The sequence below is a fragment of the Kordiimonas gwangyangensis DSM 19435 = JCM 12864 genome (assembly GCF_000375545.1).
In the GTDB taxonomy this organism is placed as follows: domain Bacteria; phylum Pseudomonadota; class Alphaproteobacteria; order Sphingomonadales; family Kordiimonadaceae; genus Kordiimonas; species Kordiimonas gwangyangensis.
Map to the genome: position 1 here is coordinate 235,535 of NZ_AQXF01000001.1, position 25,622 is coordinate 261,156.

The following is a 25,622-nucleotide window of genomic DNA, read 5'->3' on the forward strand; positions in this document are numbered from 1 at the left end:
AAATAGTTACGGATGGCGAGGAGCGCGAAGAAGAGCAGAACCGCAGATGCGATGTTCTGAAAGAAGGCCGTGAGCTTCACAAACCACGGTACATTTGCGATGCCGCCAAACAGGACGTCCACCGACACGCCGTAAGTGTCGGACGCATAGCCAATGAGCGGCAGGCTGTTGAGCACGCTATAGGACACAAGGTCGAACCAGCTTTCACCGTCTGAATTCATCTCAGCAAATGTCCAGTCAATCTGACTGAAATAGACCATCCCGCATACCACAATAAGCCCAAGCAGCCACAGCACAGGCCTAATGACGCTCAGCCCGCAACCACTGAACAACTCAAACAGGTTGATCATGGTAATTTCAGGCCATGTGCTAGCTTCGTGCCCGCGACGGCACAGTAGTTCTGCGCGGAAGAAACGTTTTTCTGCGAGGTGGTGGTGACCGGCTGCAGCCAATTCCTGCAACCGGCGAAGTTTCGATGCTGCATCCGCGTCTTTGGTTTGACTATCCTCTGAAAACAGTACCCGTATGTTTTTAATAGGACTCCAGTTCGGATAGTAGGGAGCAACAGGAACTGCTACTTCTGTATATCCCAAATTCGGTGGAATCTTAAAATGCGTGCCTTTGAAGTCAGGCACCGTCATACTGTTTTGGCCCATTTTTGTAAGTATATATTTTTCTTGGGCTGCCACCGGCTGCGCCCTTAGCGCCAAAGACTTCGAAGTGGTATTCCCCTTTCCAAACATGACACCGTCAAAGTTTGCATAACCGCCGAACGTTGTGTTGGCAAAAGTTGCAACTCCAAGAAACTGAGAGTCGTTAAAATTTACGGCCATCTCGACAGAACAGTCTGTCCAGTCTGCCTCACCCATGAACAACGCACTGCTGAAATTCAGCCTTCCCATAAATCTACTTGATATGTGGGCACACCGATCGAAGACCACCCCCTCAAAGGATGCGGAGCTTTGAAAGACACACATACTGAACGAGGCGTCTCCAGTAAACAGCGCCTTCGTAAAGGTTGCCTCAACGGTAAAATTTGAGCGAAGGAAAATAGCCGATCGCTTAAACCTTGCCTGTGTAAAAAGAGCCTCAGACGTGAAGCTAGCAGTGAAATTGGTGCCTCCGTGAAATTTGGCCTTCTCAAAGAGCGCTATACCGTTAAATATTGTATTTTGAACAAAATTGCAGACACCTCTAAATTCGGAGCGCGAAAAATCTACTCTTCGTTGAAAACTTGCTTGATTGAAGAACGCTTCTTTGTGGAAAAATGTTCGTTGGGAGAAGTCCGCTATTCCATGGAATTTTGAGCCATGAAAATGGGTTGTCCCGTTAAAGTGAGATTGAGAAAACATCGCATNACGTAAGAATTTTGCGCCGTTGAAGGATGCGGTACCATGAAAACTTGTCTTTCCCGCCTCAAATCTACCCTGAACAGTCATATGCGCAAAATCTGCAGATCGCCAAAACACTGCGTCGGCGAAAAAAGTATCGCCTCCAAATTCAGTTTTCTCAAAGCTGACGTCTTGGCAGAACACTGCTGCTTCAAAGTACGTATCGCCAACAAAGTTGGCACACCCAAATGAGACCCTGAATGGGAATACAAACCCGGAAAACACCCCGTTTCGAATATTGTAGCGATTTCTCCCATCCCCCTCAAACTCAACCAGATTTTCGGTGGTTTTGAGACGTACTTCAATACACCGATCTTTTTCCGTTCGTGTTAGCCAACGCGCATTTTTAAGTTCGGCCCACTGGACCCATTCATTCCAACGTTCGCTTCCCTCTGCCAGCTTGCCTTTGTAGGATTCATTATTGTACCTAAGCATGCTAGGATCGTGCAGTTCCACTCCAAAGCTGTCTTGTGTCAAGCCACGCAAAATCTCCGGCACATTGTCCGCATAGACAATCGGCTTGCCGGTTGCTGCATCAACATACTCCGGCTCACTGTTTGTATTTTTTTCCGCCATACCCCCACCCTCTCCTTGCACACCCGATCACTATGCCGCTCATGGTCGCGTGGCTGCAACCATTTGTGTGCATGCTATCCCCTCAATCTTGCTACAAATATTGACGCGAGGCGCCTTCCGTGCGCACATAGCCGCGGGTGGGCGAGATGGGAAAAGGACGAGGTATGGCAGAGCGTAAGCTGCAGGTGTTTTTTTATGGCGGCTACATGAACATGAAAACGCTTGAGGAAGCGGGGGTCGCCAAGCGCGCCTTTGCACCCGCGAGCGTACATGGGTACGAGCTTGTCATCCAGCCGCATGCCAACCTTGTCGAAGCCGGTGACGGCGTTGTTTACGGCATCCTCGCCAACATGACCCATGCAGAGCTTGAAAAGCTTTATGGCGACAACATCAACCAGCGCCTTGGCGTGCCCTATTTCCCGGAAGCCATGCTGGTCTATACCCGCGGCGGTAAAATCACGCCGGCCATGGTCTATATCGCCCATGACATGAAGCCCGGTTTCGCCGACAACACCTATGTGGATTCGATCCTGAAGCCTGCGGAAACATACGGTTTCCCCAAATGGTATGTGGAGCGTATCGCTTCCTTCAAATCGTAAGGCGCCCGAGCACTCACCAAGAAAAAGGCCCGCACTGAGCGGGCCTTTTCTGTTTTGATAGGTGCGGGGGCGTGCTAGCCGCGCATACGCTCAAGGAAGCGGTTCACCGCGCTTTCAAGTCGGCTGGCCTGTTCCGTGAGCTCGCCCGAGTTTTCATTCACCACTTGCGCCGCGCCTGAGCTTTTGTGCGTCATCTCCTGTACGCGGCCCACATTCTGGCCGAGAGTGGCCGTGCCCTGGCTCGCATTCTGCACGCTGCGGCCGATCTCACCGGTGGAGGCTTCCTGCTCAACCACCGCGGCGGCAATCATGCTTGAGATCTCGCTCACCTGATTGATGGTTTTGCGAATGTCGTTCACCGCGTCCACTGTCTCGCGGGTAGCGAGTTGCATCGCGTTGACCTGCTCCTCAATCTCCTGCGTCGCACGCGCTGTCTGGTTCGCGAGGGATTTGACCTCGCTGGCCACCACGGCAAAGCCCTTGCCTGCTTCGCCCGCACGCGCCGCCTCAATCGTGGCGTTGAGCGCGAGCAGGTTGGTCTGCTCCGCGATATCGTTGATGAGGTGGATCACTTCCGCAATACGCTCCGACGCGCTGGAGAGCGAGCTGACGCGCCCTTCCGCAGCTTGCGCAACCGTGATCGCGTTGGTGGTGATGGTGTTTGCCTGCTCCACCTGCGTGCGGATTTCGCCGATGGCACCTGTGAGACCCTCGGCGGCGTCCGCCACGGTGATCATATCCTGGCTGGTGGCGTCGGTCGCGCTGGCGGCGGCGTTTACCTCAAGTGAGGTTTGTTCAATCGCTTCGCTCATGGTGTTGGCGGCCATCTGCAGCTCAACCACCGCGCCCGAAAGCGACTGGATCACGCTTGAGACTTCCTGTTCAAAGCTAGACGCCATATCAAGCTGCATACGGCGGCGCTCTTCGGCCATCTCACGGTCGCGGGCGATCTCTTCCTCGCGTTTGCGGCGTTCCTCTTCGTGCTGCTGCTCCTCGAACGCGCGTTCTTCCGCTTCACGCAGCTTGCGGGCTTCCTCAGCCTCCTCACGCAGGCGGGCAGCTTCAAGCGCCTTCTGGCGCATCACCTCAGCCGCTTTTGCCATGGCGGCAATGCCGTCCTTATGGTCGCGGTCCGAGATTTCCTTGTCGTAATTACCGTCCGACAGGCCGCCAAGCTCGGCTTGCAGCACCCGCAAGGGACGCATGATGCTGGCGGTGATGGAGACCGCGAGCGCAAGGATAAGCGCCACCATTATGGCCGTGATGATCCACACAAATTGCTGGTCAGCCGCGAACTGCGCTTCGCTTACGTTGCCTGCCTGCAACTCCTGCAGCAGTACGGTGTATTCAAAGATGATCAGCGCCATGCCGATAAAAGAGAGTACCGTCAACGCCCAAATGCGTACGTTGACCTTAAAGTTACGCAACAGATTAATCATACCTGACCTAATGCCCCATCACTGCCAAAAGCGGCCCCTTATCCGCTCCTTAGCATAAGGAAAGCTGCGGGCTGAACAAAAAAACGCGTGCCGGACACTATGTCCCACATGTGTCTTGTCTTGAAAGGCGTGCGCTGCACTCCCACATATCAAGAACAAAACAAATAAAGAAACGACAACGCGAGGAAATAGGAGGAACTGATGCGCCTCATACTGGCCATTATATTCCCGCCCCTGGTATTCTTTACCATCAACAGGCCCTTCCAGGGTCTCATGAACCTGATCCTGTGGATCACCTTCATTGGCTGGCCTGTGGCCGCGATCTGGGCCGTTTATGCCCTGAGCCAATACCGGAATGACGAGCTTCGGCGCGAGTTTGACGATGAACGCCGCTATGGCCGTTACAGCCGCTACTAGGAGGGTGATATCATGATCTCGACCATTCTGATTGGTGCCCTTGTGGGCTTCCTGACCGGGCACATCATGCGCGGCGAAGGATTTGGTGCCATTGGCAACATCATCCTTGGCATCTTTGGCGGCATCGTTGGCCATTTCATCTTCGGGATTGCGGGGCTCGGGCCTTCAAACCTTTTGGGTGACATCATTGCCGGTGTGGTTGGCGCGTCGATCCTTGTGATCGCATTTGGCGAAACACGGCGCAGGCGCCACCGCTAGGTTTAAGCTGGTTCAGTGATGAGACGCGCGGGGCTGAAGTTCCGCGCATCCACACCCGCACGCACCAGATAGTCCGGCATAGCTGTGCCGAGCACAAAGCTTGCGAGCATATCGGTCCATGCAGGCGAAGTCTGGATACCGTAACCGCCTTGGCCCACGTTCCAGAAGAAACTGGGTTCATCCACCGCGCTGCCCACCACCGGCAGGCGGTCTGGCCCGAAGGTGCGCAGGCCCGCCCATTTGGCGTCAATCCGGCTTACTTTGCTCTGTGTCGCGGTTTCAAAAAACTGTACGGCGCGGGCAACATCTTCAAGCTCGGGCTGCGCGTCGCAAGGCGCGCTTGGCACCTCATCCGCCGGGGTCACGAGATAGCCATCACCTTCTGGCTTGAAGTAAAACTCTTCATCCATGTCCAGCACCACCGGGCCCTGCCGGTCAAACGGCTGGCCTTCAGGTTTGGGCACCGTGACGATTGTACGCCTGAGCGGCAATAGCCCCACCGGCATAACGCCCGAACGTTTGGCGACATCATCCCCCCAGGCACCCGCCGAGTTGATGATGGCGCGCGCTTTCACCGGCCCTTGCCGGGTTTTCACATGCCAGCGCGCACCGTCATATGCCGCGGTCTCGAACCGCGCATCCAGCATCAATGTGGCACCAAGGGCTTTCGCCGCGCGTAGGTATCCCTGATGCAGCGCCGCCACATCAAGGTCACCACAGTCGGGGTCATCAATACCGCCCATCAGGCTGCTTGTATCCACATGCGGTGCGCGGGCTTTTACCTCATCCACGCTCATGTAGCGCACGCCGGGTAGTGCTGCACGCAGTTCATTATACAGCCGGTCAGCCGCTGCTTTCTGGTCCGCGCGGTAGATGTGGATGGCACCTAACCGGGTCAGGAGCGGAACGTCCGTGAACCCCTCTGGCGGTGACATCAGGAACGCTTTTGATGCGGTCGTCAGCGGTTGCACCTTTGGCCCGCCATAGGTCTCCGCATAAAAGGCAGCGGAGCGGCCGGTGGTGTGATAGCCCGCCTGCGGTTCCATATCGAGCATGATCACGCGGCCATGCGGCGCCAGCCGGTATGCGGCGCCTGCGCCCGCAATCCCTGCGCCGATGATCAAAAAATCACACTCAAACATGCTGGTTCCCGTTGCTCATCACAGCGCAATATGTGATCTAAAGTGGCCGCGCATGCAAGGCGTGGCCACATGAAAATTTGAAGCCCGGCACAAAAGCCGGACTTGTGAGTAAAAACCTAAGGGGACAAACCGTGACGCCAGACCTTCCAAGCCAAGAGATCGAAACTTTGAAGGCCTTCGCGCTTGAACTGGCGGATGCCGCCGCCGAGGTTACGCTCTCCTACTTCAAGAAGCCGATCTCCATCGACGACAAAGACAAGGGCACAGGCTTTGACCCCGTGACCAAGGCAGACCAGGGGGCGGAGAGAGCCATCCGGGCGCTGATTGACGCGCGCTACCCTGACCACGGCATTTTTGGCGAAGAGTATGGCATCAAGGACGCGAATGGCCCATTTGAATGGGTGCTGGACCCCGTGGACGGTACGCGCGCCTTCATCTCTGGCCTGCCGACATGGGGTACGCTCATTGCACTTCGCTACAAGGGTGTGCCGATCATCGGCGTAGTGGACCAACCCTATATTCGCGAGCGTTACCTTGGTTGGCCGGGTGGTGCGAGCCTCAATGGCGAGCCGATCAAAACCCGCCCCTGCCCGACACTTGATACCGCCACTATCTCCACCACCGATTTCGCGCTGTTCAAGGACCATGAGCGCGGCGCGTTCGAAGAACTGCGCAAAGGCTCCCGCCTCATTCGGTACGGGCTTGACTGCTACGCCTATGCGGTGATGTCCGCGGGGCACATGGACCTTGTGATCGAAAGTGGCCTCAAGCCCTATGACATGATGGCGCTTATTCCTGTCATTCGCGGCGCGGGCGGCAGCGCCACCAACTGGGAAGGTGACGCACCGGGCGACTGCGGCCGCCTGCTGGCGGTCGGCGACCCGGCGCTTGTGCCTGTCGTGCTCGATATCCTCAAGGACACCAAACCAAAGCTGGACCGCGCGCCCTAGGCACGCGGCTACTTCGCCGGCGCGACAAACGGGCCGAAGTCAGGCCCGTTTTCAAGGTCGATAAACTCAGCGATGGCTTTCCAGAGCTCGGCACGGATTTCGTCCGTCTCTTTCAGGATTTCGTGCATCGCCCCCTTCACCACCACAAGGCGGCAGTGCGGCATGCGTGCGGCAAGGGCAGTCTGGCCTTCATTGTCTACAATACGGTCGTTTTCCGCCTGCAGCATCAAAACCGGTGTCTTGATCGCTTCCGGGTAGCCAGGGGCGTTCAGCTTCTCGCACGACTTCAGCGCTTCTGAAAGCCAGCGGTACGTGGCACCGCCAACAGCAAGCCGTGCGTCCTTGTTCTTGATGAAAAAGTCCTCGTCACAGAAACGCTCATCATCGTGCGTCAGTTTCTTGCGCCAGCCCCAGCGGCCCTCCTTGAAGGCTGTATGGCCGGGGATATAGGCCGCACCTTGCCCAAGCGCCCGCATCACAGCGGGCAGGCCATTCACGAAAAAGGCCGGTAGCGGTTTGGTGTAAATTTTCACCATCGGCGCCACGGTAATGGCCGCTTCAACATAATCCGGATGGTCGTGCAGGAAGCGGAGAATCACATGACTGCCTGCCGAGTGGCCCATCAGAATGAAGGGCTTTGGCATCTTGTTTATGAGCTTTTTGTCAAAAAAAGCGCGCACGTCCGAGATATGCGTATCGAAAGTTTTGACAAAATGTTTGTTGCGGTTGGGGTGCGGCCGGAACGACATGCCCTGCCCGCGCAGGTCCATCGCGGCACAGGCAAAGCCCATCTGGTTAAAGAGGTGCACATCCTCGAGGAACTTTTCGATAAACTCGGTACGGCCCGGCATGAAAATAATCGTGCCCTTGGGTTCAATCACCTTGCTGGCCGGAAAGCGTGCATAGCGGATTGATTCGCCATCATCGGCCTCAAACTGGCCGAAAACCGCGTCTTCCGGCACGTCACGCCGGTGTTGCTTGGCATAAGCCATGAAGGCAGGGCCCGGCATCGCCGCCCCGGATGCTGCTTCCATTTCGGTCGCTTTCATGCTGGCCATTGTAACCTTATGTCCTCGCTTAGTGTTCAAATCCCCAAATGGGAGCCTAGCCACCAATTATCCCCCGAGACAAGGCGAAAATTTGGCGCACCCGACATCTTTTAAAGTGGCGCACCACCCTGCCTGCGCTCATGGGAACATGCAGTTTTGTTAAAATTGCCGCCATTCATTTACGGATTTTCAAACTCAAGGCGCGAAGATCGGCCTCAGGCAAAATTCAGGCAACCAGACCATGAAACACAGGTTACAGCAGTATACCCGTCGGACGGGTGCGTCTTTAGGGCGCATAATTCGGGACGAAAGTGGCAGCCTTCTTCCCATGGTGGCCGGTAGCATGTTGATGCTTACCGGTGCGGCAGGCATGGCCATCGACGGCGCGCGCATGTTCTATGTGAAAGACGTGCTGCAAAAGTCGCTCGACAGCGCCGGCCTCGCCGCAGGCCATGCGATGACGGTATCCGACATGGAAAATGACGCGCGCGAGTTTTTCAACGCCAACGTCGGCTCCATCGACGGTGTGGTGACCACCAGCAATATGACCGTCGACATCAGCCCCGACAATGAACTGATCACCCTGACCGCAAGTGCAACGGTTGAAGCCACCTTCATGCGCCTGTTCGGGTACGAATCAATCACCGTCAGTGCCAGCACCGAAGTGAGCCGTGAAACCCGCGGCATGGAACTTGTGCTGGTGATGGACAACACAGGCTCCATGCGCACCGACAATAAAATCGGCACCATGAAACAGGCCGCGACCGACCTTATAAATGTTGTATTCGGCGATGATGAGACCAACACCAACCTGTGGGCGGGTGTGGTGCCCTATATCACCCACGTGAATGTGGGCAACACCAACTACAACTGGCTGTCCGAAACCGGCAAGGACCGGGTGGACAATGAATATTATGGCACTGAGTGGAAGGGCTGCCTGCGCGCCCGCGCCGACGGCGAAGACGAAACCGACACGCCGCCGAGCGAGATTCCGTTCGAACCTTTCTATTGGGCCGATACCGACCCCTACTGGCAGTACCACAAGAAACGTGGCTGGTATCAGGTCGACCGGGACAACAACTGGATCGATGACGACACGGGCACCGTCACCATCAGTGAAGTGAACGCCTCAAGCGCGCTTGGCCCGAACCGCGGCTGCGCAAGCGAGATCACCCCTCTTGTGGCCGAGAAAAGCAAGATCCTCGCCGCCATCGATGTGATGGAGCCCTGGAGCTTCGGCGGCACCGCCGCAAACTACGGCCTCGTGTGGGGGTGGCGTGTAGTCAGCCCACGCTGGCAGGGCATGTGGGCCGGCAGCCCGCCCGGCCTGCCGCTGGCACATGACACGCCTTATATGGACAAGGTCATTGTGATGCTGACGGACGGTGTCAATGAGCTCATCAGCCAGGACGCGGAGCTTGGCGGGTCTGACTATACCGCCTTCGGCCGCCTTGATGAATTTGGCTATTCGAGCATCAGCGCAGCGCGTGACGAGTTTGACGCCCGCTTTGACCGTATCTGCCAGAACATCAAGCAGGATGAGATCATCATCTATACAATTACCTTCGGCTCGACGCCGGACGCCAACACCCAGGACGCTTACCGTACCTGTGCCTCGAACCCGGCGTTCTATTTCCATGCGCCGACCGCGGAATCGCTGACCGATGCCTTCAATGAAATCGGTCGTCAGCTCTCGAACCTGAGGCTGTCCCGCTGATGCGTGCCCTCGGGCTCATAAAACGCCTGTGGCGCGACCGGGACGGTGTCTCGGCTGTGGAGGCCGCGATCGGCCTCCCCATCCTCCTGACACTCCTGATTGGTGTGCTGGAGATCTCCTATCTCATCTTCCTTTCTGTCTCGCTTGAGAACGCGGTCCTGCGCGCATCACGCTTCGGTATCACCGGTGGTGCCGAGGAAGGGGTTACCCGGGAAGAGCTGGTTCGTTCCATCATCGCCGAGCAGACCTTCGGCCAGGTAGATATGAACGAGATCGAGATAGAGACACTTGTTTACGAACAATTTGGCGATATCGGCGAGGCCGAGCCCTATACGGACGAGAACGGCAGCGGCAATTATGAATCCGGGGAACCCTTCTCGGACGTGAACGGCAATGGTGTCTGGGACGATGACATGGCGGTCGCCGGCCTTGGCGACGCGGGGGACATTGTACTCTACCGTGTGCGCTATGCAGCACCAAGCCTGAGCGGCGTCATGAACTGGGCGACGCGGCGGATCAATATTTCAGCGACTGTGGCGGTACGGAATGAGCCTTTTTAACAGCCTCAAATCCTCAACCCTGCTCTCGCGCTTCAGGCGGGACGAAAGCGGCTCGATCCTTGTTGAGCTCGCGGTTTCCATCCCGCTGTTCCTCACCCTGCTCACCGGCGTGGTCGAGGTTGGCAATTACCTGCTGATGACGCTGAAGGTCCAGCATACCGTTATTTCCGTATCCGACCTTGTGACGCGGGACGAGGACATCACCGAAGGCGTGATGGCTGATATCTTTCAGGCGGTGCCACAAATCATGGCCCCGTTCCCGACCGGCGAGCGTTCGGTCGCCATCGTTTCAGCCATCAGTCAGAACGCCGATACACCCGCGTCCATCTTCTGGCAGCGGGCCGGTGGAGGCTCCTATGACGCCGCCAGCACGTTCGGCGCTGAGGGTGACCCGGTGGAACTGCCCGCGGGCCTCACCCTCCGCGACAATGAAACCATTCTCGCGACCGAGGTTTATTACCGCTACGAGCCGCTGGTCTTTGATTTCATCCTGCCGAAAACCATCCGCAAGGTAGCCTACTTCCGCCCGCGCATCGGCTCCCTTCAGGAAATCGAACCCTGATAGCGCCTGCCCTGGGCCTTGGTGGCCCACCGTTTCCCCATCTGAACATTCTTATTTCGCCCCTGTGGCATTGAGACTCGCCCCGCACAGCTTTCGCACAGGCTTTGCACACCCCCAGAACCCATATTGCTCGCCCCTGCGGACGCGCTCAAAAGCCTACATTTGTGAGGGTTTTGGCGTGACCGGCGGGAGAATCGCCTCACGCCACATGAGAGAATCGCCCCTATCTGGTGTGCATGAGGGCTGGAGAATCGCTCATTTTTGGTCGAAAGCCGGTTAAACTTATTAAAGTTTAGCCCGAAAAGCACCGGCGCGAGACCGCAACTTCATCGAAATTTGCGTATAAAACTGCACATAAATCGCCCCATTTTAACCATTTCGCGCCCGCCTGCCGCCCACCCGCGCCGGGATTCTCTGAATAAAAACATGGCTTTAAAAAACTATGTAAAATTTGAAACAAATTCGCCATTCATTTTATGTTAAGTATTTGTTTTAAAACACATTTTTCTGCTTTCCGTTAACTTTTTATTTAGCCCCCCAGCGCTATAACGAGGACATCCAAACTTGGCAGCTGGAGAAAAACCAATGTTTAAACTTCTGAATAAAATCCGTCGTAACGAGGAAGGCGCTACCGCCATCGAGTATGGCCTTATCGCAGCCCTCATCGCTATCGCTCTCATCGGTGCTCTGCAAACCCTCGGTGGCGCGCTCGACACCAAATTCGGTGAGATCGAAACCGCTGTAGACACAGCAGGCGACGCACCGGCTGGTTAATCCGCAAGGCGGACTTAAACAGCAAAGCGCAAGCTTATCAAAAGCCGTCGGGGGACGTGTTTTCCGGCGGCTTTTTTACTGAAACACGGATCTCGAACCAGATCTCAGGCAACAAAATGCAGGCAGCAACTTTAGTGGAGACAGGCGCCTATATCGCGCTTGCAGGCATTCTGGTCAGTGCCGCCATCAGCGACCTTCGCGACCGGCGCATTGCCAACCGCCTGCCTCTCATGATCGCGGCCCTGTTTGTGGTGGCAGCCACAGCAAGGATCGTGACCGGGGATGCAGTCACCGCCGCCCTCCTCTGGCCGCTTGTAACCGGGCTCACCGTCTTCCTTATTGGCCTCGCGGCTTTCGCCACAGGCACGATGGGAGGGGGTGATGTGAAGCTCCTGGCGGCAACGGCCCTGATGGCCGGTCCAGCGCTTGCAGTGCCCATGGTCCTTTATACCGCGATTGCGGGCGGCTTTGTGGCTCTCACACTTCTGGTGTGGCAGCGCACGTCCAAAAGCACCTCCCCCAACGCGTTCAAGGTACCTTACGGTGTGGCCATCATGGCCGGTGGCCTCTGGGTTTGTGTTCACAAAGTTTCCGCAGTTTCAGCCTGAGTGATGAAAGTTCTGGCCTCGTGCCCTTTGGTGGGGAACCCACGGCACAGGCAGTTTGGAAACCGGGAGGGGCATAATGAACCCCAGAAGTCTGATCCTTATTGTCCTCGCCGCCGTTGGCGTGCTCGCGGTTGTCATGCTGACCCGCAGCTACCTTGGCGGTCTGGAGCGCCAGCAGGGCGCGGAAGTCGCGGTCAAGCGCATTGAAAGCGGCAAGGTAATGGTCGCCGCCCGCACCTTGAGCGTTGGCACCATCCTCAAGCCCGAAGACGTGCGCTGGCAGGCATGGCCCGAGGACGGCATCAATGAAGCTTATTTTTCCTCGCACAAAGTGGGTGACGAAGCCCCTGCCACGCCCAAGGGGCTTGCTGGCAAGGTTGTGCGCACCCCGCTTGCGGCAGGTGAACCCGTAACGCGTGCGTCGCTTGTCAGCCAGGGTGAGCGCGGTTTCCTCGCCGCCATCCTGTCGCCCGGCATGCGCGCCGTAACAGTGCAACTGTCTCCCACGTCCGGTCTTGGCGGTTTTGTGTTCCCCGGTGACCGCGTGGACGTGATCCTCAATCACACCATCGAGAAATCCCGCGAAGAGAAATACAATCTCGCGGAAACCGTATTCCAGAATGTACGCGTTCTGGGTGTTGACCAGAAAAGCGACACCGTGGCCGGTGAAGTGCGGATCGCAAAAACCGCAACGCTTGAGGTTACCCCGAAGATGGCCGAGAAAATGGTGATGCTCGATAGCATCGGCAATCTCTCCCTTATCCTGCGTAGCCTGTCGGCAAGCGGTGACGGTATGACCGCCGACCCGGACAGCCCGCCAGTGGGCGAGACCTCATCTCACACCACCGCGAATGAGATCAGCAAGTTCCTGCCCGCCCTCGGCAAAAAAGAGAGCGATGGCCCAACGGTGCGCGTCACCCGCGGCGGCGAAAGCACTTTCGTGGCGGTTGAAGAAATCGAGAAGGACGGCAAAAAATGAAGGCTCGTATCCACCATATCCTTGCCGCCGCCATTATCGGTTTCGGCACATTCATGGGCCAGGGCGCATCCGCCGCTGACTTCATGAAGGAACACGGTGCCAGCGTGCTGAACGCCGACGGCAAGAACCTCACCATCGAGGTCAACAAAGGCACGCTTATCCGCCTTGACCGTCCGGCGACCGAAGTTTTCATCGCAAACCCGGAAGTGGCTGACGTTCAGGTAAAATCGAACCGCGTTGTCTATATCTTCGGCAAAACGCAGGGGGAGACCACCTTCTACGCGCTTGATGAAAACGACAACACCATCTATGGCGCCACCGTGCAGGTAACGCGCAACCTTGGTGCGCTCCGCCAGGCGTATGAGCGCATGCTGCCGGGCACCCCGATTGAGATCACCACCGTCGGCCAGCTCATCGTGCTTCAAGGCACGGTTGGCGCGCCCGATGAAGCCGCGCTGGCCGAACGCCTTGCGCACACCGTGCTTGGCACGCAGGACGTGATGAACAGCATCGCCATCCTGCAGCCCACACAAGTGAACCTGCGCGTCCGCATCGCGGAAGTTTCCCGCACTGTGCTCAAGTCCCTTGGAGTGTCGTGGGAAGGTTTTGCGACGAGCGGCAGCTCGGTCTTTGGTCTACTGCAAACGCGCAACGTATCTGACATCATCCTCAATGAGGCAACAGGCTTGCCGCAGCGTGTGTTCAACACCGTGCAGGATGCCTCCAGCATTGTGGGCAACATCGGCGGCAGCGGGCTTGATATCAACTGGGCCATCGACGCGATGGACCGGGAAGGCTTCCTGCGCGTGCTTGCGGAACCGAACCTGACGGCGCTTACCGGCCAGTCGGCCAATTTCCTTGCGGGCGGCGAGTTTCCGGTGCCGGTACCAAGCCGTGACGGCCTTGGCATTGAATACCGCGAGTTTGGCGTGAAGCTTGATTTTACCCCTACTGTCCTCAACTCCGGCCGCATTTCCATGCACGTAAAACCGGAAGTGAGTGATCTCTCGAGCGCGGGCGCAATCCGGGTGGAGGGCATCAGCGTGCCGTCCATCAGCACCCGCCGCGCAGAAACCACGATTGAACTTGGCTCCGGCCAGTCGTTCGCGATCGCTGGCCTTTTGCAGAACAACATCGTGCAAGACGCGGACAAATTCCCCGGCCTTGGCGATATTCCGATCCTCGGTGCGCTCTTCAAGTCGGAGAAATTCCGCCGCGAGGAGACCGAACTGCTGATCGTGGTAACACCCTATGTTGTGCGCCCGGTATCGGACCACAAAATGGTGCTGCCGACCGACAAATACATCGCACCGGGCGACATGGACCGGTTCCTCAATGGCAAACGCTGGGTCCCGACCGAAGCGCAGGCCGCCACCACGCTTGATACCACCGAAGGTGCTTCCATGAAGAAGCGCGCCGGTTTCCAGCTTGATTAAGGGAAGGACAGGACCATGACGCACACTTCAAAAACTTTTGCAGCCGCACTCCTGAAGCCAGCCCTTCTTGGAATTGCGCTCCTCTCCACCACCGCATGCGTGCACGACCAGATCGCGAACCCGGTCTCGGGCGAGGTGGTCAACAGGAACGCGGTTACCATGGTGCGCCTCGCGCATATGATCCAGGCAGAGGATGACGGCACGGACACGCCGTCCGCAGCGGTTGCAGCCAACCTGCATGCCTTCCTCGCAAGTGTTGATGCAGGCTATGGCGACATTGTGATGATCGACAGCGGTGCATCACCGGCCCGCACCGCAGCCATCGCCAAAATGATCAAGGCACGCGGCCTTGTGTATGGCGGGGAAGCGCCGCTTGGCGAAACCCCGGCCATTGGCGATATCGCGCTTTATGTGGAACGCTATGTGGTCACCACGCCCAACTGCGGCGTATGGCCGAACGAGCCAACCAACAACACCCGCAACAATGCCAGCAGCTATTATGGCTGCGCCAATACCGCAAACCTCGGCCTTATGGTCGCGGACCCGCGTGACCTTGTGGCAGGCAGGAACGGCGGCAACTCAACAGGCGCAGCTGTCGCGGCAATCTATTCGCCCAAGGCAAAAGCCAAAGGCCCGGCTGTCACCGTATCCTTCGCGGATATGCCGGTGACAACGGGGGCTGGCAGCACGGGCGGCGGCGCAGGTGGCGGTGATGCCGCACCAACAGGCAAATAAGGGGAGCTATCATGATTGCGACCTCAAAATTGACAGCGTCCGACCAGCGCGAAACCTACGCAGCCTTCATCTGCGATGAAATGTCGGCGCAGATTCTGCTGCCCGTAATATCGGAACGCGGCTGGAACCCGGACATGATCTTCTCAGGCGGTGTTGTGTCTGCTGTGCGCGCGCTTGGCGGCATGCCCTGCCCTGAATTCCTGATTGTCGATCTCTCGGACAGTGACGACCCACGCGCCGACATGCAGTCCCTTGCGGACGTATGTGAACCCGGCACAGTGGTGCTCGCGCTCGGCACCCTCAATGACGTGACCTTGTACCGCGACCTTCTGCACGCCGGTGTGCACGACTATCTCGTGAAACCGCTGACGGCAGAGATGCTGCGCGACGCGATCCGCACCGCGGAAGAAGCGCTCGCCTACGAAGAAGAAGTCGAAGACACGTCGCCCAAGAACGACACCCGCCAGCTTGTATGCCTTGGCGTGCGTGGCGGGATCGGCACCAGCACCATGGTGGCCAACATCGCCTGGATGATGGCAGACCAGGGCAAAAAGACCGCGCTTCTGGACCTTGATCTCTTTTTCGGCACATCCGCCATGCAGTTCGACCTTGAGCCGGGCCGTGGCCTATCGGACGCGCTTGATAACCCGCGCCGGGTTGATGGCCTCTTTCTTGAGCGCGCTGTGGTCAAACCCCATGACAAACTCTCGATCCTCGGCTGTGAAGCCCCGATCGGTGGTCTCAGTGACCCGGCTGAGGGTGCGCTTGAGCAGCTTGTTGATGCGCTTGGTGAAAACTTCGACTGCGTTGTGGTAGATGTACCGCGCCAGATGCTCGGCACCCATGTGGATGTGCTGCGCTCCGCCACCGATATCGTTCTGCTCACTGACTATTCGCTGACCGCCGCGCGGGACTGCATCCGCCTGCTCGCGCACATCAAACAGATTGCACCGCAGGCTGACATCTATGTGGCCGCCGGCAAGGTGGGCATGGTGCCAAACGAGGTGAGCGAGCAGGATTTCGAGAACTCGATCGAACGTCCGGTTGATGCTAAAATCCCGTTTGACATCAAAACCATGATGACCGCCACACAGGCAGGCGAAGTAGTGGTCGCAAACGCGCCCGGCGCCAAGCTGTCGCAGGCCTACCTCGATCTTCTGCGCAAGGTCACGTCCGATGACAGCATCGGCAAGGAAAAGACCTCTTGGTTCGGTAAACTGTTCAGCCGCTAAGGCAAGGTGAAGATGAAAGCAGGTTTCGGCAAAAAGAAGCAGGGTCTCAAGCGTCAAAGCACTGGCTTTGGCAGCACTGCTGGCGGTTTTGGCCGCAGCAGCGCCGCCCCTGCCCTTGATCACGACCCGGCGGGCTCCGCCCCCTTCGCAGCCAACGAACAGTCGGGCGTTAGCGCGGCTGACCTTGTTGACCGGCTGGCGGAGAAAGGCGAGGAAGCGCTCAAATCCCACTTCACGGCGGATGAACTGCGCATGTCCACCAAGGGTGAGGTATCGAAAAAGATCGATGCCCTGATTGGTGAACTTCTGGCCGAGAGCGGCGAAAGCCTCTCAGGCGCGGAACAGAAAGACCTCGCCACCTATCTCCTTAATGAGGCCGAAGCCACCATCGGGCCGATTGGCGACACCAGTGATAGCGGCACCACGGCAAAAAAAGACAAAGACAAAAACACCCTCTTTGAAGCGCGGGACCGTATTCAGGTCCTGCTGATGGACCATATCGACCCCGGTGCGGCGGCGGAACTACCGCGCGCTGAACTGGCGGACCAGGTGGGCGAAGTGGTTGGCGAGCTGCTGGTACAGGAAAAGATCAACCTGAACCTGACTGAGCAGCGCGACCTCGTTACCCTGCTACTGGATGACATGCTGGGCCTTGGCCCGCTTGAGCCCCTGCTCGCGGACGATGAAATCTCGGACATCATGGTCAACGGCCCCAAGCAGGTCTATGTGGAGAAGAAGGGCCGCCTGACGCTGACGGACGTGCATTTCCGTGACAATCAGCACCTGATGAACGTGGCGCAGCGTATTGTGACCGCCGTAGGCCGCCGGGTGGACGAAAGCTCCCCCATCTGTGACGCCCGCCTTGCGGACGGTAGCCGGGTGAACGTGATTGCACCGCCGCTCGCCATCGACGGTGCGTCCATCTCCATCCGGAAGTTCACGCAGGATAAAATCACCCTCGACCGCATGCTTGAGTTCGGCTCCATCACGCCACCGCTTGCAAAGCTGCTCAAGATCGCGGGCGCCTGCCGGCTCAATATCCTGATCTCGGGCGGTACGGGCTCGGGTAAAACCACCATGCTGAACGCGCTGTCGCGTATGATCGACAAGGGCGAAAGGGTTGTGACGATCGAGGATGCGGCGGAACTGCAATTGCAGCAGCCGCACGTGGTACGCCTTGAAACCCGCCCGCCAAACCTTGAAGGCCAGGGCGAGGTGACAATGCGTGACCTCGTCAAAAACGCGCTTCGCATGCGCCCGGACCGTATCATCCTTGGTGAGATCCGGGGTGGTGAAGCGATCGACATGCTGCAAGCCATGAACACGGGCCACGACGGCTCCATGGGGACCATTCACGCCAACCGGCCGCGCGAGGCGCTGACCCGGCTTGAGAACATGGTCAACATGGCAGGCCTGCACCTGCCTGCAAAAGCCATCCGTGAACAGATTTCCGCCTCGCTTGACCTCATCGTACAGGTGCAGCGTATGCGCGACGGTGGCCGCCGCACCACCCACGTGACCGAAGTGGTGGGCATGGAAGGTGATGTGATCACCACGCAAGACCTGTTCAAGTTCGAATTTACGGGTGAGGACGAGAGCGGCCGCCTGGTCGGTGACTTCAAGTCCACCGGTGTTCGCCCGCACTTCCTCACCAAGGCGGAATACTTCGGTCTCGACCGCGCACTGATGGAGGCCATGAATGGATAACACCAATCTTGATGTGGTTCTGGCCGTTGGCGGCATCGCTGTGTTTGTGGTGCTGGTGGTTGTCATCGTGCTCTCGAACGCGCTCAGCAAGGGCCGCAAGGAAACACGGCAGAAATTGGAGCGTTTCAAAGCACGCTTTGAAGCCAAGTCCAGCCTGAAGGGCGAAGGCGCGCGTTCCATCCGTGTGAACCAGCAACAGTCCGGCCTTGTGGCCAGCCTTTCGGAATTGCTGCCACGCCGTGACCAGATCAAACGTCGCCTCTCACAAGCGGGGCTCGGCACTGACCTCTCGCGCTATACCGTCATCTCGCTTGGGCTTGCTGTCTTTGCGCTTATTGGCCTGCTCGCCATGGGGGCGGGGCTTGTGCTCGCGCTTTTCATGGCGATCATCGCGGGTGTGGGCCTGCCGCATATGTGGGTCTCGAACCGCATCACCGCGCGCACCACCAAATTCACCAAACAGTTCCCTGAAGCCATGGACCTTATGGTGCGCGGCCTTAAGTCCGGCCTGCCGGTGAACGAATGCATCATGAACGTGGCGAAGGAACTGCCCGCGCCCACGGGTGTGGAATTCCAACGCATCTCGGACGCCATGCGCCTCGGCAAGCAGCTTGAGGAAGCGCTGTGGGAAACCGCGGACCGGCTCAACACACCCGATTTCAAATTCTTCGTCATCTCGCTCGTCGTACAGCGCGAAACCGGTGGTAACCTTGGTGAGACGCTTGGCAACCTCGCCACCATTCTGCGCCAGCGGCAGGCGATGAAACTGAAGGTGAAAGCGCTGTCATCGGAAGCGAAGGCAAGTGCGTGGATCGTGGGCTCCCTGCCCTTCATCATGCTCGGCGTTATCATGATGATGAACTACGACTATGGCATCATCCTCTTCACCGAACCCAAGGCCATGATGGCCGGTATCGGGGCGCTGGTGTGGATGTCCATCGGGGTGTTCATCATGTCCCGCATGACCAAGTTTGAGGTATAGGCATGCAGGCAATTGAAGACATGCTCGGTATCGCGGTTGTTGACCTCCTGTCGTTTGCGGCGGGGCTGGTGGCGCTTCTGGTGATGTTCGCCGTTTATCAGGCGGCACTTGTGCGCGACCCGATGAAAGGCCGTGTGAAGTCGCTGCAAGGCCGGCGTGATGCGCTCAAGGCCGGTCTCATGACCACGTCCAAGCGCCGTTCGCCAGTCAAGAAAGTGGACAGTGTTGGCGCGCTCCGTGCGCTTGCGGACAAATTCCAGCTCCTGCAGAAGGAGCAGACAGCCAAAGTCTCCCAAAAGCTGACCCAGGCGGGCCTGCGCTCGTCCGACGCTGTGGTGATCTATCAGGTGGCGCGGCTCACACTCCCGCTTATCATGGGCCTTGTGGCGGTGATGCTGTTCTATGGCCTTGGTTTCATGCCGGGGCATGAGAAGATGCACTCGGTCTATTCAGCCGCCGCCGTTTTCCTCGGCCTCAAGCTGCCGGACATCTACATCGCCAACATCAAACAGAAACGCACAGACGCGCTCCGTAAGGGCCTGCCGGACGCGCTCGACCTTCTGGTGGTCTGCGCCGAAGCCGGCCTCACGCTCGATGCCGCGCTCAACCGTGTCGCCAAGGAACTGGGCCGCGCCTGCCCTGAACTGGCTGACGAATTTACCCTTACCTCCATCGAGCTTGGCTTCCTGCCTGAACGGCGGCAAGCGCTCATCAACCTCTCGGAACGGGTGGACCTGCCCGCGCTTCGCGGTGTGGTCACCACGCTCATCCAGAGTGAACGTTACGGTACACCGCTCGCGTCCTCACTGCGTGTCCTCTCAAATGAATTCCGGAACGAGCGGCTGATGAAGGCGGAAGAAAAGGCAGCGCGCCTGCCTGCTACGCTGACCGTACCGCTCATTCTTTTCATCCTGCCTGCGCTCTTTGTGGTGCTGATCGGCCCTGCTGCCTGCAAGGTAGCGGACGACTTCATCGGCAAGGGCTAGCTTCAGATCGTCGGCGGCATTTCCGGCCCGGAAATTTTCCAAGTGCTGCCAGCACACCGCCACTGACCCCGGTGTCAGTGGCGGTTTTATTTACCTGTCATCAAAATGTAGCGAATCACCCTCTCGGGAACGTGAATAGGCGTTCAACGAACGCTAAACCTTGTGTCGAAAACTGCCAAAAATCGCTTATTTTGTTGCGCTGCACCCAGCTTTTTTGGCTATTTTCCAACAGTTTGGGGGAATGTGATCAGACAGGCATTGACCGCGAGGCCGATATTTGGTTTCTTAATGGAGCGAGAGGGCACGACTCGTTCGTGCTCACTCCTATTGCGGTGTGCGTGACTGCCGCCGCACTATCCTCGCTGTCGTGACTCGGGCCGGGTTTTTACCCGGCCATTTTTTTGCGCAAATTCCGCACACGTTTCGCACACATCATGCACAGTGTGCGGATACACAGAACTCACAGACAAATCGGATACAAAAGGAAAAGGCGGTCCCGGCGAACCGGAACCGCGCTTTAACAGACTGCCGAAATGTGACGAGAATTAGGCGGCAGCCTGAAACTTGGGTGAAAACGACCATCCTTGGCAGTACTGGTTTGCAGGCAAATGCTCTGCTCGTTTTCTGTTGCCCCTATCATGCCGCCTGACGTAATATCGATCCAACAAATAGATTTGAATATTATAATCGGGTCGTTCGATGAGCTTTCCTCCTACCCTCAAACAGCTTCGCTATCTTGTTGCGCTGCACCGCACCAATCATTTTGGCAAAGCGGCAGACGCCTGCCACGTGACACAGTCTACCTTGTCCGCCGGCCTGCAGGAGCTTGAAAACCTCCTCGGTACCCAGCTTGTGGAACGCACCAAAAGGAGCGTGATGTTCACCGCCCTTGGGGAAGAGGTGGTCAGGCGTGCGCTGGTGATCCTGAATGACGTGGATGACTTGACCGACATGGCGGCGGCGGCGAAAGACCCACTCAAAGGCATTGTACGGCTTGGGATTATCCCCACCATTGCACCGTTCCTGCTGCCGAAGATCATGCCCGAAATCCGCAACGCGCTCCCGGACCTTGAGCTACACCTGCGGGAAGATAAATCCGCCGAACTGTGCGAGCTGATTAAAACCGGCGAGCTTGACCTTGTGCTGTTCGCACTACCGTTCGCTTGTGGTGACGTGGCTGAAATGCCGCTTTTCCATGACCCCTTCCTGGTCGCTTTCCCGGCTGGCGAGGGGCCCGAGAACGGCATCAACAGCACCGAGCTTGATGAAAGCCGCCTGATGCTGCTTGAGGAAGGGCATTGCCTGAGGGAACATGCCCTTGAAGCCTGCCAACTGCTTGGCCGCGGTGCGCGGCGTGAGCTTTCGGGCACCAGCCTCAATACCATCGTGCAAATGGTTGCGGCCGGGCACGGCATCACGCTCCTGCCCGGCATGGCAGTCGAAGCGGGCCTTGCGGAAGGGGCCGGCGTTCATGTAGTGCCATTCAAGGACATGGTGCCCACGCGCACCATCGGCCTGATCTGGCGCAAGACCAACCCGCGCGCCAAAACCTTTGAGGCGCTTGGCAATGTGATCAAGAAGGTGATGCACCACCACGGCGAGAACCTTGCCTGTGCTTCCTGAGGGACACAACTATGTCTGCCAACTATGGTGTTTGTATTTATCGCCGCGGCATTGAAAGCGGCACGCTTGACGCGGAATGGCTGGAACCCGGCATGGCAGCGCCGTGCCGTGGCTGCGCCGTTGGTGGCCCTGCCGACAGTGTTGAAGGCAGCTACAAGGTTACCTATTTCTGTGCAGAGGGTGGTGTTGCCGCGCAGTTTGACCTCACGATCGAACGCAATGGGAAAGCCTATCTGTTGAGCTGGAGCAAGAAGGGCCAAACCGCATGCACTGGTATTGGCATACCCCTCCCCGATGGCGGTATTGCGCTGGCCTATCACGCAATCTGACGAGCGAAAGCCCTAAACCCGTGGGCTTGCTTTGGCGACGCCACGCCAGAAGCCAAGCATCTCTTCTACCCGGTCGCCAGAATAATATTCTTCCCGCGCGACCATGCCGCCCTGCCAATATTGCACATGAATGCCGTTCACCGCGCCCGTACCATAATCGTCGTGCGCGAAGCGGCTGCGGTTGTGCAGCACTGAAATGCCGCGCCCGGCATCAGCATGCACAAGGTCGACAATGCCTTCAAAGCTGGAGCAGGTATCAAGGAAGTTGGCCTGACGTTCCCGCGCTTCCTGCGGGCCCTCGGCAAAGAGAAAATCATTTTCAAAAAAACGGGCGTCGTGCCGATAAAATTCTTCGAGCACAGGCAGGACCTCGCCGTGATTGAGCATACGAACAATGCGCTCAATCCGGGCCGCAAAATCGCTTCCGGGCATTGTGGCTCCCCATAATGCAGCGCACACCGCTCCCTGCCCCAAAGCGACGGCACTTCATAAAAAATAATCCACCCCTCTTGTCAGGACAAATGGCACGGGGTTGCCCCTCCAAAGTTTCGGGCAAAAAAATGCCCGCTGCCAGCGAGGGGATAGGAGGACACGCCGAGGCAGCGGGCACAGCGTCCTATATGGACGTGCGAGGAAATCACGACGGGAAAGAAACGCCAGAGGGCGGTTCAGGGAGTGGGCACCCTCAGATCGGGGGAGGGGCGCTTCTTTCCCGTGACTTGATACGGTAAAGATGGCACCACTGGATCAATTGGTCCAATTGATTAAAATTCTGATTGTGATCGCCTCTAGCGATCATGAGTGCTTTGGAAAACCCACTCTTCCACCACGGCATCGCGGTGTGGCGAATGGAAGCTGTCTTCGCCGATGCGTTCAAACTCGCACTTCTCAAGCACGCGGATCGATGCAGGGTGATCTTTTGCCACGCAGGCATGGAGCCCGCCTTCAAATTCAGGTGCGCCCATCAACCACGCGCTCAGTGCGCGCTCCGCCAGCCCTTTCCCCCGGTAAGCTGCCCCAAGCCAGTAACTGACCTCCCAGCGACCCTCACGCGTAAAAGCACCAATGTAACCCGCCACCGCGCCTTCATAGAGGATGACAGTGAAATGCGCGCCCTTGGCGATATAGCCTTCAATGCGCGCCTGCATCTCCGCCGGGCTGTTGTCCCGCTTGCCGCCACCAGCCTGATAGAAGGCATCCTCGTCAAGGAAGGTATGAAGCACGTCAAAGTCAGCGGCCAGATGGGGGCGCAAGCGAATATCGTCACGGTAGGCGCACTTGAAAAGCGGCATGTCACCTTCACGCCCCATGGAATGCACCACACTTTCGCCCACGCGCACAAAGCCAACCTTTTCCAGCACGCGGCCAGAGGCCGGGTTGTCCTGCGCGTAACCGGCATAAATGGGGCCCGCAATGCCGTGGTCACGCACAAGATCCACCGCCAACTGTGCAGCCTTCGTGGCTAAGCCCTGTCCCCGGAAGTCCTTGCCGATGGCATAGCCAATTTCAACCTCGTCATCGCGGAAGAAATAGGCAGCGTCACCCACCAGCACGTCGCCCTGATAGACACCGCGATGTGCACCTGTGCCCTCACGCTCCATGGCGCGGCGGCTTTTGATGCGTTCCTCCGCCCATTCGGGCGTAATGGGATGCGGCACCGTGCCTGCCATGACCGCGATGGAACTGTCATTCATCAGCTCGAAGAATGCCTGGAAGTCCTCGTCCGGTACCGGCCTAAGCTCGATGCTCATGGTCTTGCTTTCAAATTATTTTGACGTGTTGGAATTATGTGAAACTATCCCAGTGTTTGGTGCGCAAAGCAATTGGGGAAAGGACATTTCATGCTCAAACTGATTGAAGGCAAAAAGCTTTTCATTCCGGTTGCCCTGATCCTCTACGGCTTTGTTTTCAGCCAGCTTGACGCCGCAGGCGGTTATGTGGCTGGCCTGCCGCGCGTGATGGCGCCGACCGCAGACATGGCTTTTGCGCTGTTCTTTTTTGCTTTCACCGCCTCATCGCTGATGCGCCTTGCCCCTGGCCCCGGCCCCAGATACCTGATGCGCAACCGCCGCTATATCGGGCTGTCCTTTGCGCTGGTGCATTTCACCCATGCGGTGCTGGTGCTTTCCAACCTTGCGCTGACGGATGCCACCCGCCCGCTTGGCGTGCTGGCCGTGGGTGCACTGGCCTATGTGTTCCTTGGCCTGATGGCGCTGACCAGCAACAACGCGTCTGTGCGCAAGCTGGGCGCCAAGCGCTGGAAACGCCTGCACAAGGTGGGCAGCTACTATATCTGGGCGATCTTTACCGTCACGTCGCTTGGCCGGGTGCCGGAGAGCGGCGCCAGCTTCGCAACGCTTTGGATCCCCACCCTCTGTGTGCTCGCCCTTCTCCTGCGCATCGCGGCATACCAGAAAGGCAAACGCAAACAGCAGGCGACCGCCGCTTAGACGGCCGCCCCGGCCTTTATTTCACCAGCGCATCCAGAAGCGCCTGCCGCATGGCGGGGAAGTTTGTTTTGTCGGTTACCGCCCCACCATAGGCCGCGCCCGTGGCCGGATTATAGAGTGCAAGCGTGCCCCAGAAGCCTGAGTGCTCATAATAGGTAACATCGCCGAGCTGCCGCACAAATATGCCAAGCCGGTATGGGCTGTCTGACGGCAAGCCGTCAGCAGACAACATCACTTCAAGCGTGCCTGCTTTCTTGAATACCTCGCCTGAGAAAAGCGCTTGGAAAAAACGCGCCATGTCACGCGGTGAGCTGACAATGCCACCACCACCGTAAAGGTCCAAGGACGCGCTCCAGCCGTAGGTGTCCATGCCTTCAAACATCTGGTGCGCACGGCGGTCAGCGATACCCTCGCCTGCTTCCATGATTTCCCAGTAGGTATCCGGCAGGCCAATGGCATCAAGGCCAAGGTAGGCACGCGCAGCCGCGGCGAGGCTCATGCCTGCCTGCTTCTCGATGATATGGCCGAGGAGGACATATCCGGTGTCGGAATAGAAAAACCGTTCGCCCGGCGTGCCCACAGGGTCTGTCCAATCCACAAGGCCTCGCAGGTCCTCTTCCCGCGTCCACATATGGCTGGTGTCCTTCAGGATGGTGTCAAAAAAATCCTGGGTTTGTGCGTGGTCTGCCATGCCAGAGGTGTGCGACATCAATTGCCTTACTGTGATGACGTTCGCGTCATAGCCGTCCTCGGCCAACGTGGTGGCATAGGCCGGGTCAATATAGCGCGCGATGGGGGCTTCAAGATCGAGCTTGCCGTCTTCCCAGAGCCTGAGCGCGGTCGCGGCCACGTAGGTTTTGGTCACACTTGCGATGCGGAGCGGCGTAGTGGCGTTTAGAACCCCTTGCCCAAAGCTCATCTCGTCACCACTTGCGGTTACGCCATAGAGCGCTACATCAGTCGCCTGAAGGTTTGCTTCCACTGTCTTGGATAGCGGCGGCCAGTCTGCCGCAATTGCAAAGTTTGGTGCCAGCACCGCGAGGCTGATGAAGGCTGAAAAAATGATTGTGCGCATGAGCGCCCTCCCTGTCTGATATTATTATGAAAAAGCCGGGACCAAA

25 protein-coding genes are annotated in these 25,622 nt (G+C 57.8%); 19 read left to right on the top strand and 6 right to left on the bottom strand.

Annotated features, from left to right (window positions below):
• The first annotated feature begins 2,131 nt into the window (after positions 1 to 2,131).
• A complete protein-coding gene (locus B150_RS0101020; RefSeq protein WP_020398011.1) occupies positions 2,132 to 2,566 on the top strand; it encodes a gamma-glutamylcyclotransferase family protein in 435 nt (144 codons plus the stop codon).
• A 74-nt stretch (positions 2,567 to 2,640) separates the two neighbouring features.
• Here the strand turns inward: B150_RS0101020 and B150_RS19135 are convergent, their stop codons facing one another.
• Positions 2,641 to 4,005 (bottom strand): methyl-accepting chemotaxis protein, encoded by a 1,365-nt coding sequence (locus B150_RS19135; RefSeq protein ID WP_020398012.1) that lies wholly within the window; start codon positions 4,003 to 4,005, stop codon positions 2,641 to 2,643.
• A 201-nt stretch (positions 4,006 to 4,206) separates the two neighbouring features.
• On the opposite strand from B150_RS19135, the gene B150_RS0101030 reads away from it, so the two are divergent.
• Both B150_RS0101030 and B150_RS0101035 read left to right on the top strand, forming a co-directional pair.
• A complete protein-coding gene (locus tag B150_RS0101030; RefSeq protein WP_020398013.1) occupies positions 4,207 to 4,422 on the top strand; it encodes a YqaE/Pmp3 family membrane protein in 216 nt (71 codons plus the stop codon).
• A gap of 12 nt (positions 4,423 to 4,434) precedes the next feature.
• Positions 4,435 to 4,680, top strand: coding sequence for a GlsB/YeaQ/YmgE family stress response membrane protein (locus B150_RS0101035; protein WP_020398014.1), 246 nt, complete (start codon positions 4,435 to 4,437; stop codon positions 4,678 to 4,680).
• A 2-nt stretch (positions 4,681 to 4,682) separates the two neighbouring features.
• On the opposite strand, the gene B150_RS0101040 is transcribed toward B150_RS0101035, so the two are convergent.
• A complete protein-coding gene (locus tag B150_RS0101040) occupies positions 4,683 to 5,822 on the bottom strand; it encodes an NAD(P)/FAD-dependent oxidoreductase (RefSeq protein ID WP_020398015.1) in 1,140 nt (379 codons plus the stop codon).
• 131 nt (positions 5,823 to 5,953) lie between these two features.
• Here B150_RS0101040 and hisN point away from each other — a divergent pair, with 131 nt between their 5' ends.
• Entirely contained in the window at positions 5,954 to 6,772 is an 819-nt protein-coding gene (gene hisN, locus B150_RS0101045; protein ID WP_020398016.1) for a histidinol-phosphatase, read from the top strand.
• An 8-nt stretch (positions 6,773 to 6,780) separates the two neighbouring features.
• Here hisN and B150_RS0101050 read toward each other — a convergent pair whose 3' ends face one another.
• Positions 6,781 to 7,830: an alpha/beta fold hydrolase gene (locus tag B150_RS0101050; RefSeq protein WP_020398017.1), complete on the bottom strand. Its 1,050-nt coding sequence runs from the start codon at positions 7,828 to 7,830 to the stop codon at positions 6,781 to 6,783.
• Positions 7,831 to 8,062: 232 nt separating this feature from the next.
• Here B150_RS0101050 and B150_RS0101055 point away from each other — a divergent pair, with 232 nt between their 5' ends.
• From B150_RS0101055 to B150_RS0101120, 14 genes are all read left to right on the top strand, one after another.
• Entirely contained in the window at positions 8,063 to 9,538 is a 1,476-nt protein-coding gene (locus B150_RS0101055) for a pilus assembly protein TadG-related protein (RefSeq protein ID WP_081611256.1), read from the top strand.
• Positions 9,538 to 10,098, top strand: coding sequence for a TadE/TadG family type IV pilus assembly protein (locus tag B150_RS0101060; protein WP_020398019.1), 561 nt, complete (start codon positions 9,538 to 9,540; stop codon positions 10,096 to 10,098). Before B150_RS0101055 ends, B150_RS0101060 begins: the two co-directional genes overlap by 1 nt.
• Positions 10,085 to 10,660 carry a TadE/TadG family type IV pilus assembly protein gene (locus tag B150_RS0101065; protein ID WP_020398020.1) on the top strand — a complete coding sequence of 192 codons (576 nt, stop codon included), beginning with the start codon at positions 10,085 to 10,087 and terminating at the stop codon, positions 10,658 to 10,660. Before B150_RS0101060 ends, B150_RS0101065 begins: the two co-directional genes overlap by 14 nt.
• A 585-nt stretch (positions 10,661 to 11,245) precedes the next feature.
• Positions 11,246 to 11,434: a Flp family type IVb pilin gene (locus B150_RS0101070; protein ID WP_020398021.1), complete on the top strand. Its 189-nt coding sequence runs from the start codon at positions 11,246 to 11,248 to the stop codon at positions 11,432 to 11,434.
• A gap of 116 nt (positions 11,435 to 11,550) precedes the next feature.
• Positions 11,551 to 12,042 (top strand): A24 family peptidase, encoded by a 492-nt coding sequence (locus B150_RS0101075; RefSeq protein WP_155859901.1) that lies wholly within the window; start codon positions 11,551 to 11,553, stop codon positions 12,040 to 12,042.
• A 76-nt stretch (positions 12,043 to 12,118) separates the two neighbouring features.
• A complete protein-coding gene (gene cpaB, locus B150_RS19140) occupies positions 12,119 to 13,021 on the top strand; it encodes a Flp pilus assembly protein CpaB (RefSeq protein WP_020398023.1) in 903 nt (300 codons plus the stop codon).
• Entirely contained in the window at positions 13,018 to 14,457 is a 1,440-nt protein-coding gene (locus B150_RS19145; protein WP_025896801.1) for a type II and III secretion system protein family protein, read from the top strand. The genes cpaB and B150_RS19145 overlap by 4 nt, the downstream gene beginning before the upstream one ends.
• A 15-nt stretch (positions 14,458 to 14,472) precedes the next feature.
• The gene (locus B150_RS0101090; RefSeq protein WP_020398024.1) at positions 14,473 to 15,192 is read left to right on the top strand and encodes a CpaD family pilus assembly lipoprotein; all 720 of its coding nucleotides are present in this window, start codon (positions 14,473 to 14,475) and stop codon (positions 15,190 to 15,192) included.
• 11 nt (positions 15,193 to 15,203) lie between these two features.
• Entirely contained in the window at positions 15,204 to 16,424 is a 1,221-nt protein-coding gene (locus tag B150_RS19150; protein ID WP_020398025.1) for a CpaE/TadZ family protein, read from the top strand.
• A 12-nt stretch (positions 16,425 to 16,436) separates the two neighbouring features.
• The gene (locus tag B150_RS19155) at positions 16,437 to 18,131 is read left to right on the top strand and encodes a TadA family conjugal transfer-associated ATPase (RefSeq protein WP_020398026.1); all 1,695 of its coding nucleotides are present in this window, start codon (positions 16,437 to 16,439) and stop codon (positions 18,129 to 18,131) included.
• On the top strand, positions 18,124 to 19,113 hold the full coding sequence (locus B150_RS0101105) for a type II secretion system F family protein (protein ID WP_020398027.1): 990 nt from the start codon (positions 18,124 to 18,126) through the stop codon (positions 19,111 to 19,113). Before B150_RS19155 ends, B150_RS0101105 begins: the two co-directional genes overlap by 8 nt.
• 2 nt (positions 19,114 to 19,115) lie before the next feature.
• Complete coding sequence (locus B150_RS0101110) at positions 19,116 to 20,099, top strand: type II secretion system F family protein (RefSeq protein ID WP_020398028.1); 984 nt, start codon at positions 19,116 to 19,118, stop codon at positions 20,097 to 20,099.
• A 699-nt stretch (positions 20,100 to 20,798) separates the two neighbouring features.
• Entirely contained in the window at positions 20,799 to 21,722 is a 924-nt protein-coding gene (locus B150_RS19160; RefSeq protein ID WP_020398029.1) for a hydrogen peroxide-inducible genes activator, read from the top strand.
• A gap of 11 nt (positions 21,723 to 21,733) precedes the next feature.
• Positions 21,734 to 22,051, top strand: coding sequence for a hypothetical protein (locus tag B150_RS0101120; RefSeq protein WP_020398030.1), 318 nt, complete (start codon positions 21,734 to 21,736; stop codon positions 22,049 to 22,051).
• Between the two features lie 12 nt (positions 22,052 to 22,063).
• Here B150_RS0101120 and B150_RS0101125 read toward each other — a convergent pair whose 3' ends face one another.
• Both B150_RS0101125 and B150_RS22010 read right to left on the bottom strand, forming a co-directional pair.
• Positions 22,064 to 22,483 carry a hypothetical protein gene (locus B150_RS0101125; protein ID WP_020398031.1) on the bottom strand — a complete coding sequence of 140 codons (420 nt, stop codon included), beginning with the start codon at positions 22,481 to 22,483 and terminating at the stop codon, positions 22,064 to 22,066.
• Between the two features lie 356 nt (positions 22,484 to 22,839).
• Positions 22,840 to 23,802: a GNAT family N-acetyltransferase gene (locus B150_RS22010; RefSeq protein ID WP_020398032.1), complete on the bottom strand. Its 963-nt coding sequence runs from the start codon at positions 23,800 to 23,802 to the stop codon at positions 22,840 to 22,842.
• A 90-nt stretch (positions 23,803 to 23,892) separates the two neighbouring features.
• Here B150_RS22010 and B150_RS19170 point away from each other — a divergent pair, with 90 nt between their 5' ends.
• Positions 23,893 to 24,501, top strand: coding sequence for a cytochrome b family protein (locus tag B150_RS19170; RefSeq protein ID WP_020398033.1), 609 nt, complete (start codon positions 23,893 to 23,895; stop codon positions 24,499 to 24,501).
• Between the two features lie 16 nt (positions 24,502 to 24,517).
• Here B150_RS19170 and B150_RS0101140 read toward each other — a convergent pair whose 3' ends face one another.
• Positions 24,518 to 25,576, bottom strand: coding sequence for a serine hydrolase domain-containing protein (locus tag B150_RS0101140; protein ID WP_020398034.1), 1,059 nt, complete (start codon positions 25,574 to 25,576; stop codon positions 24,518 to 24,520).
• Positions 25,577 to 25,622 lie beyond the last annotated feature (46 nt).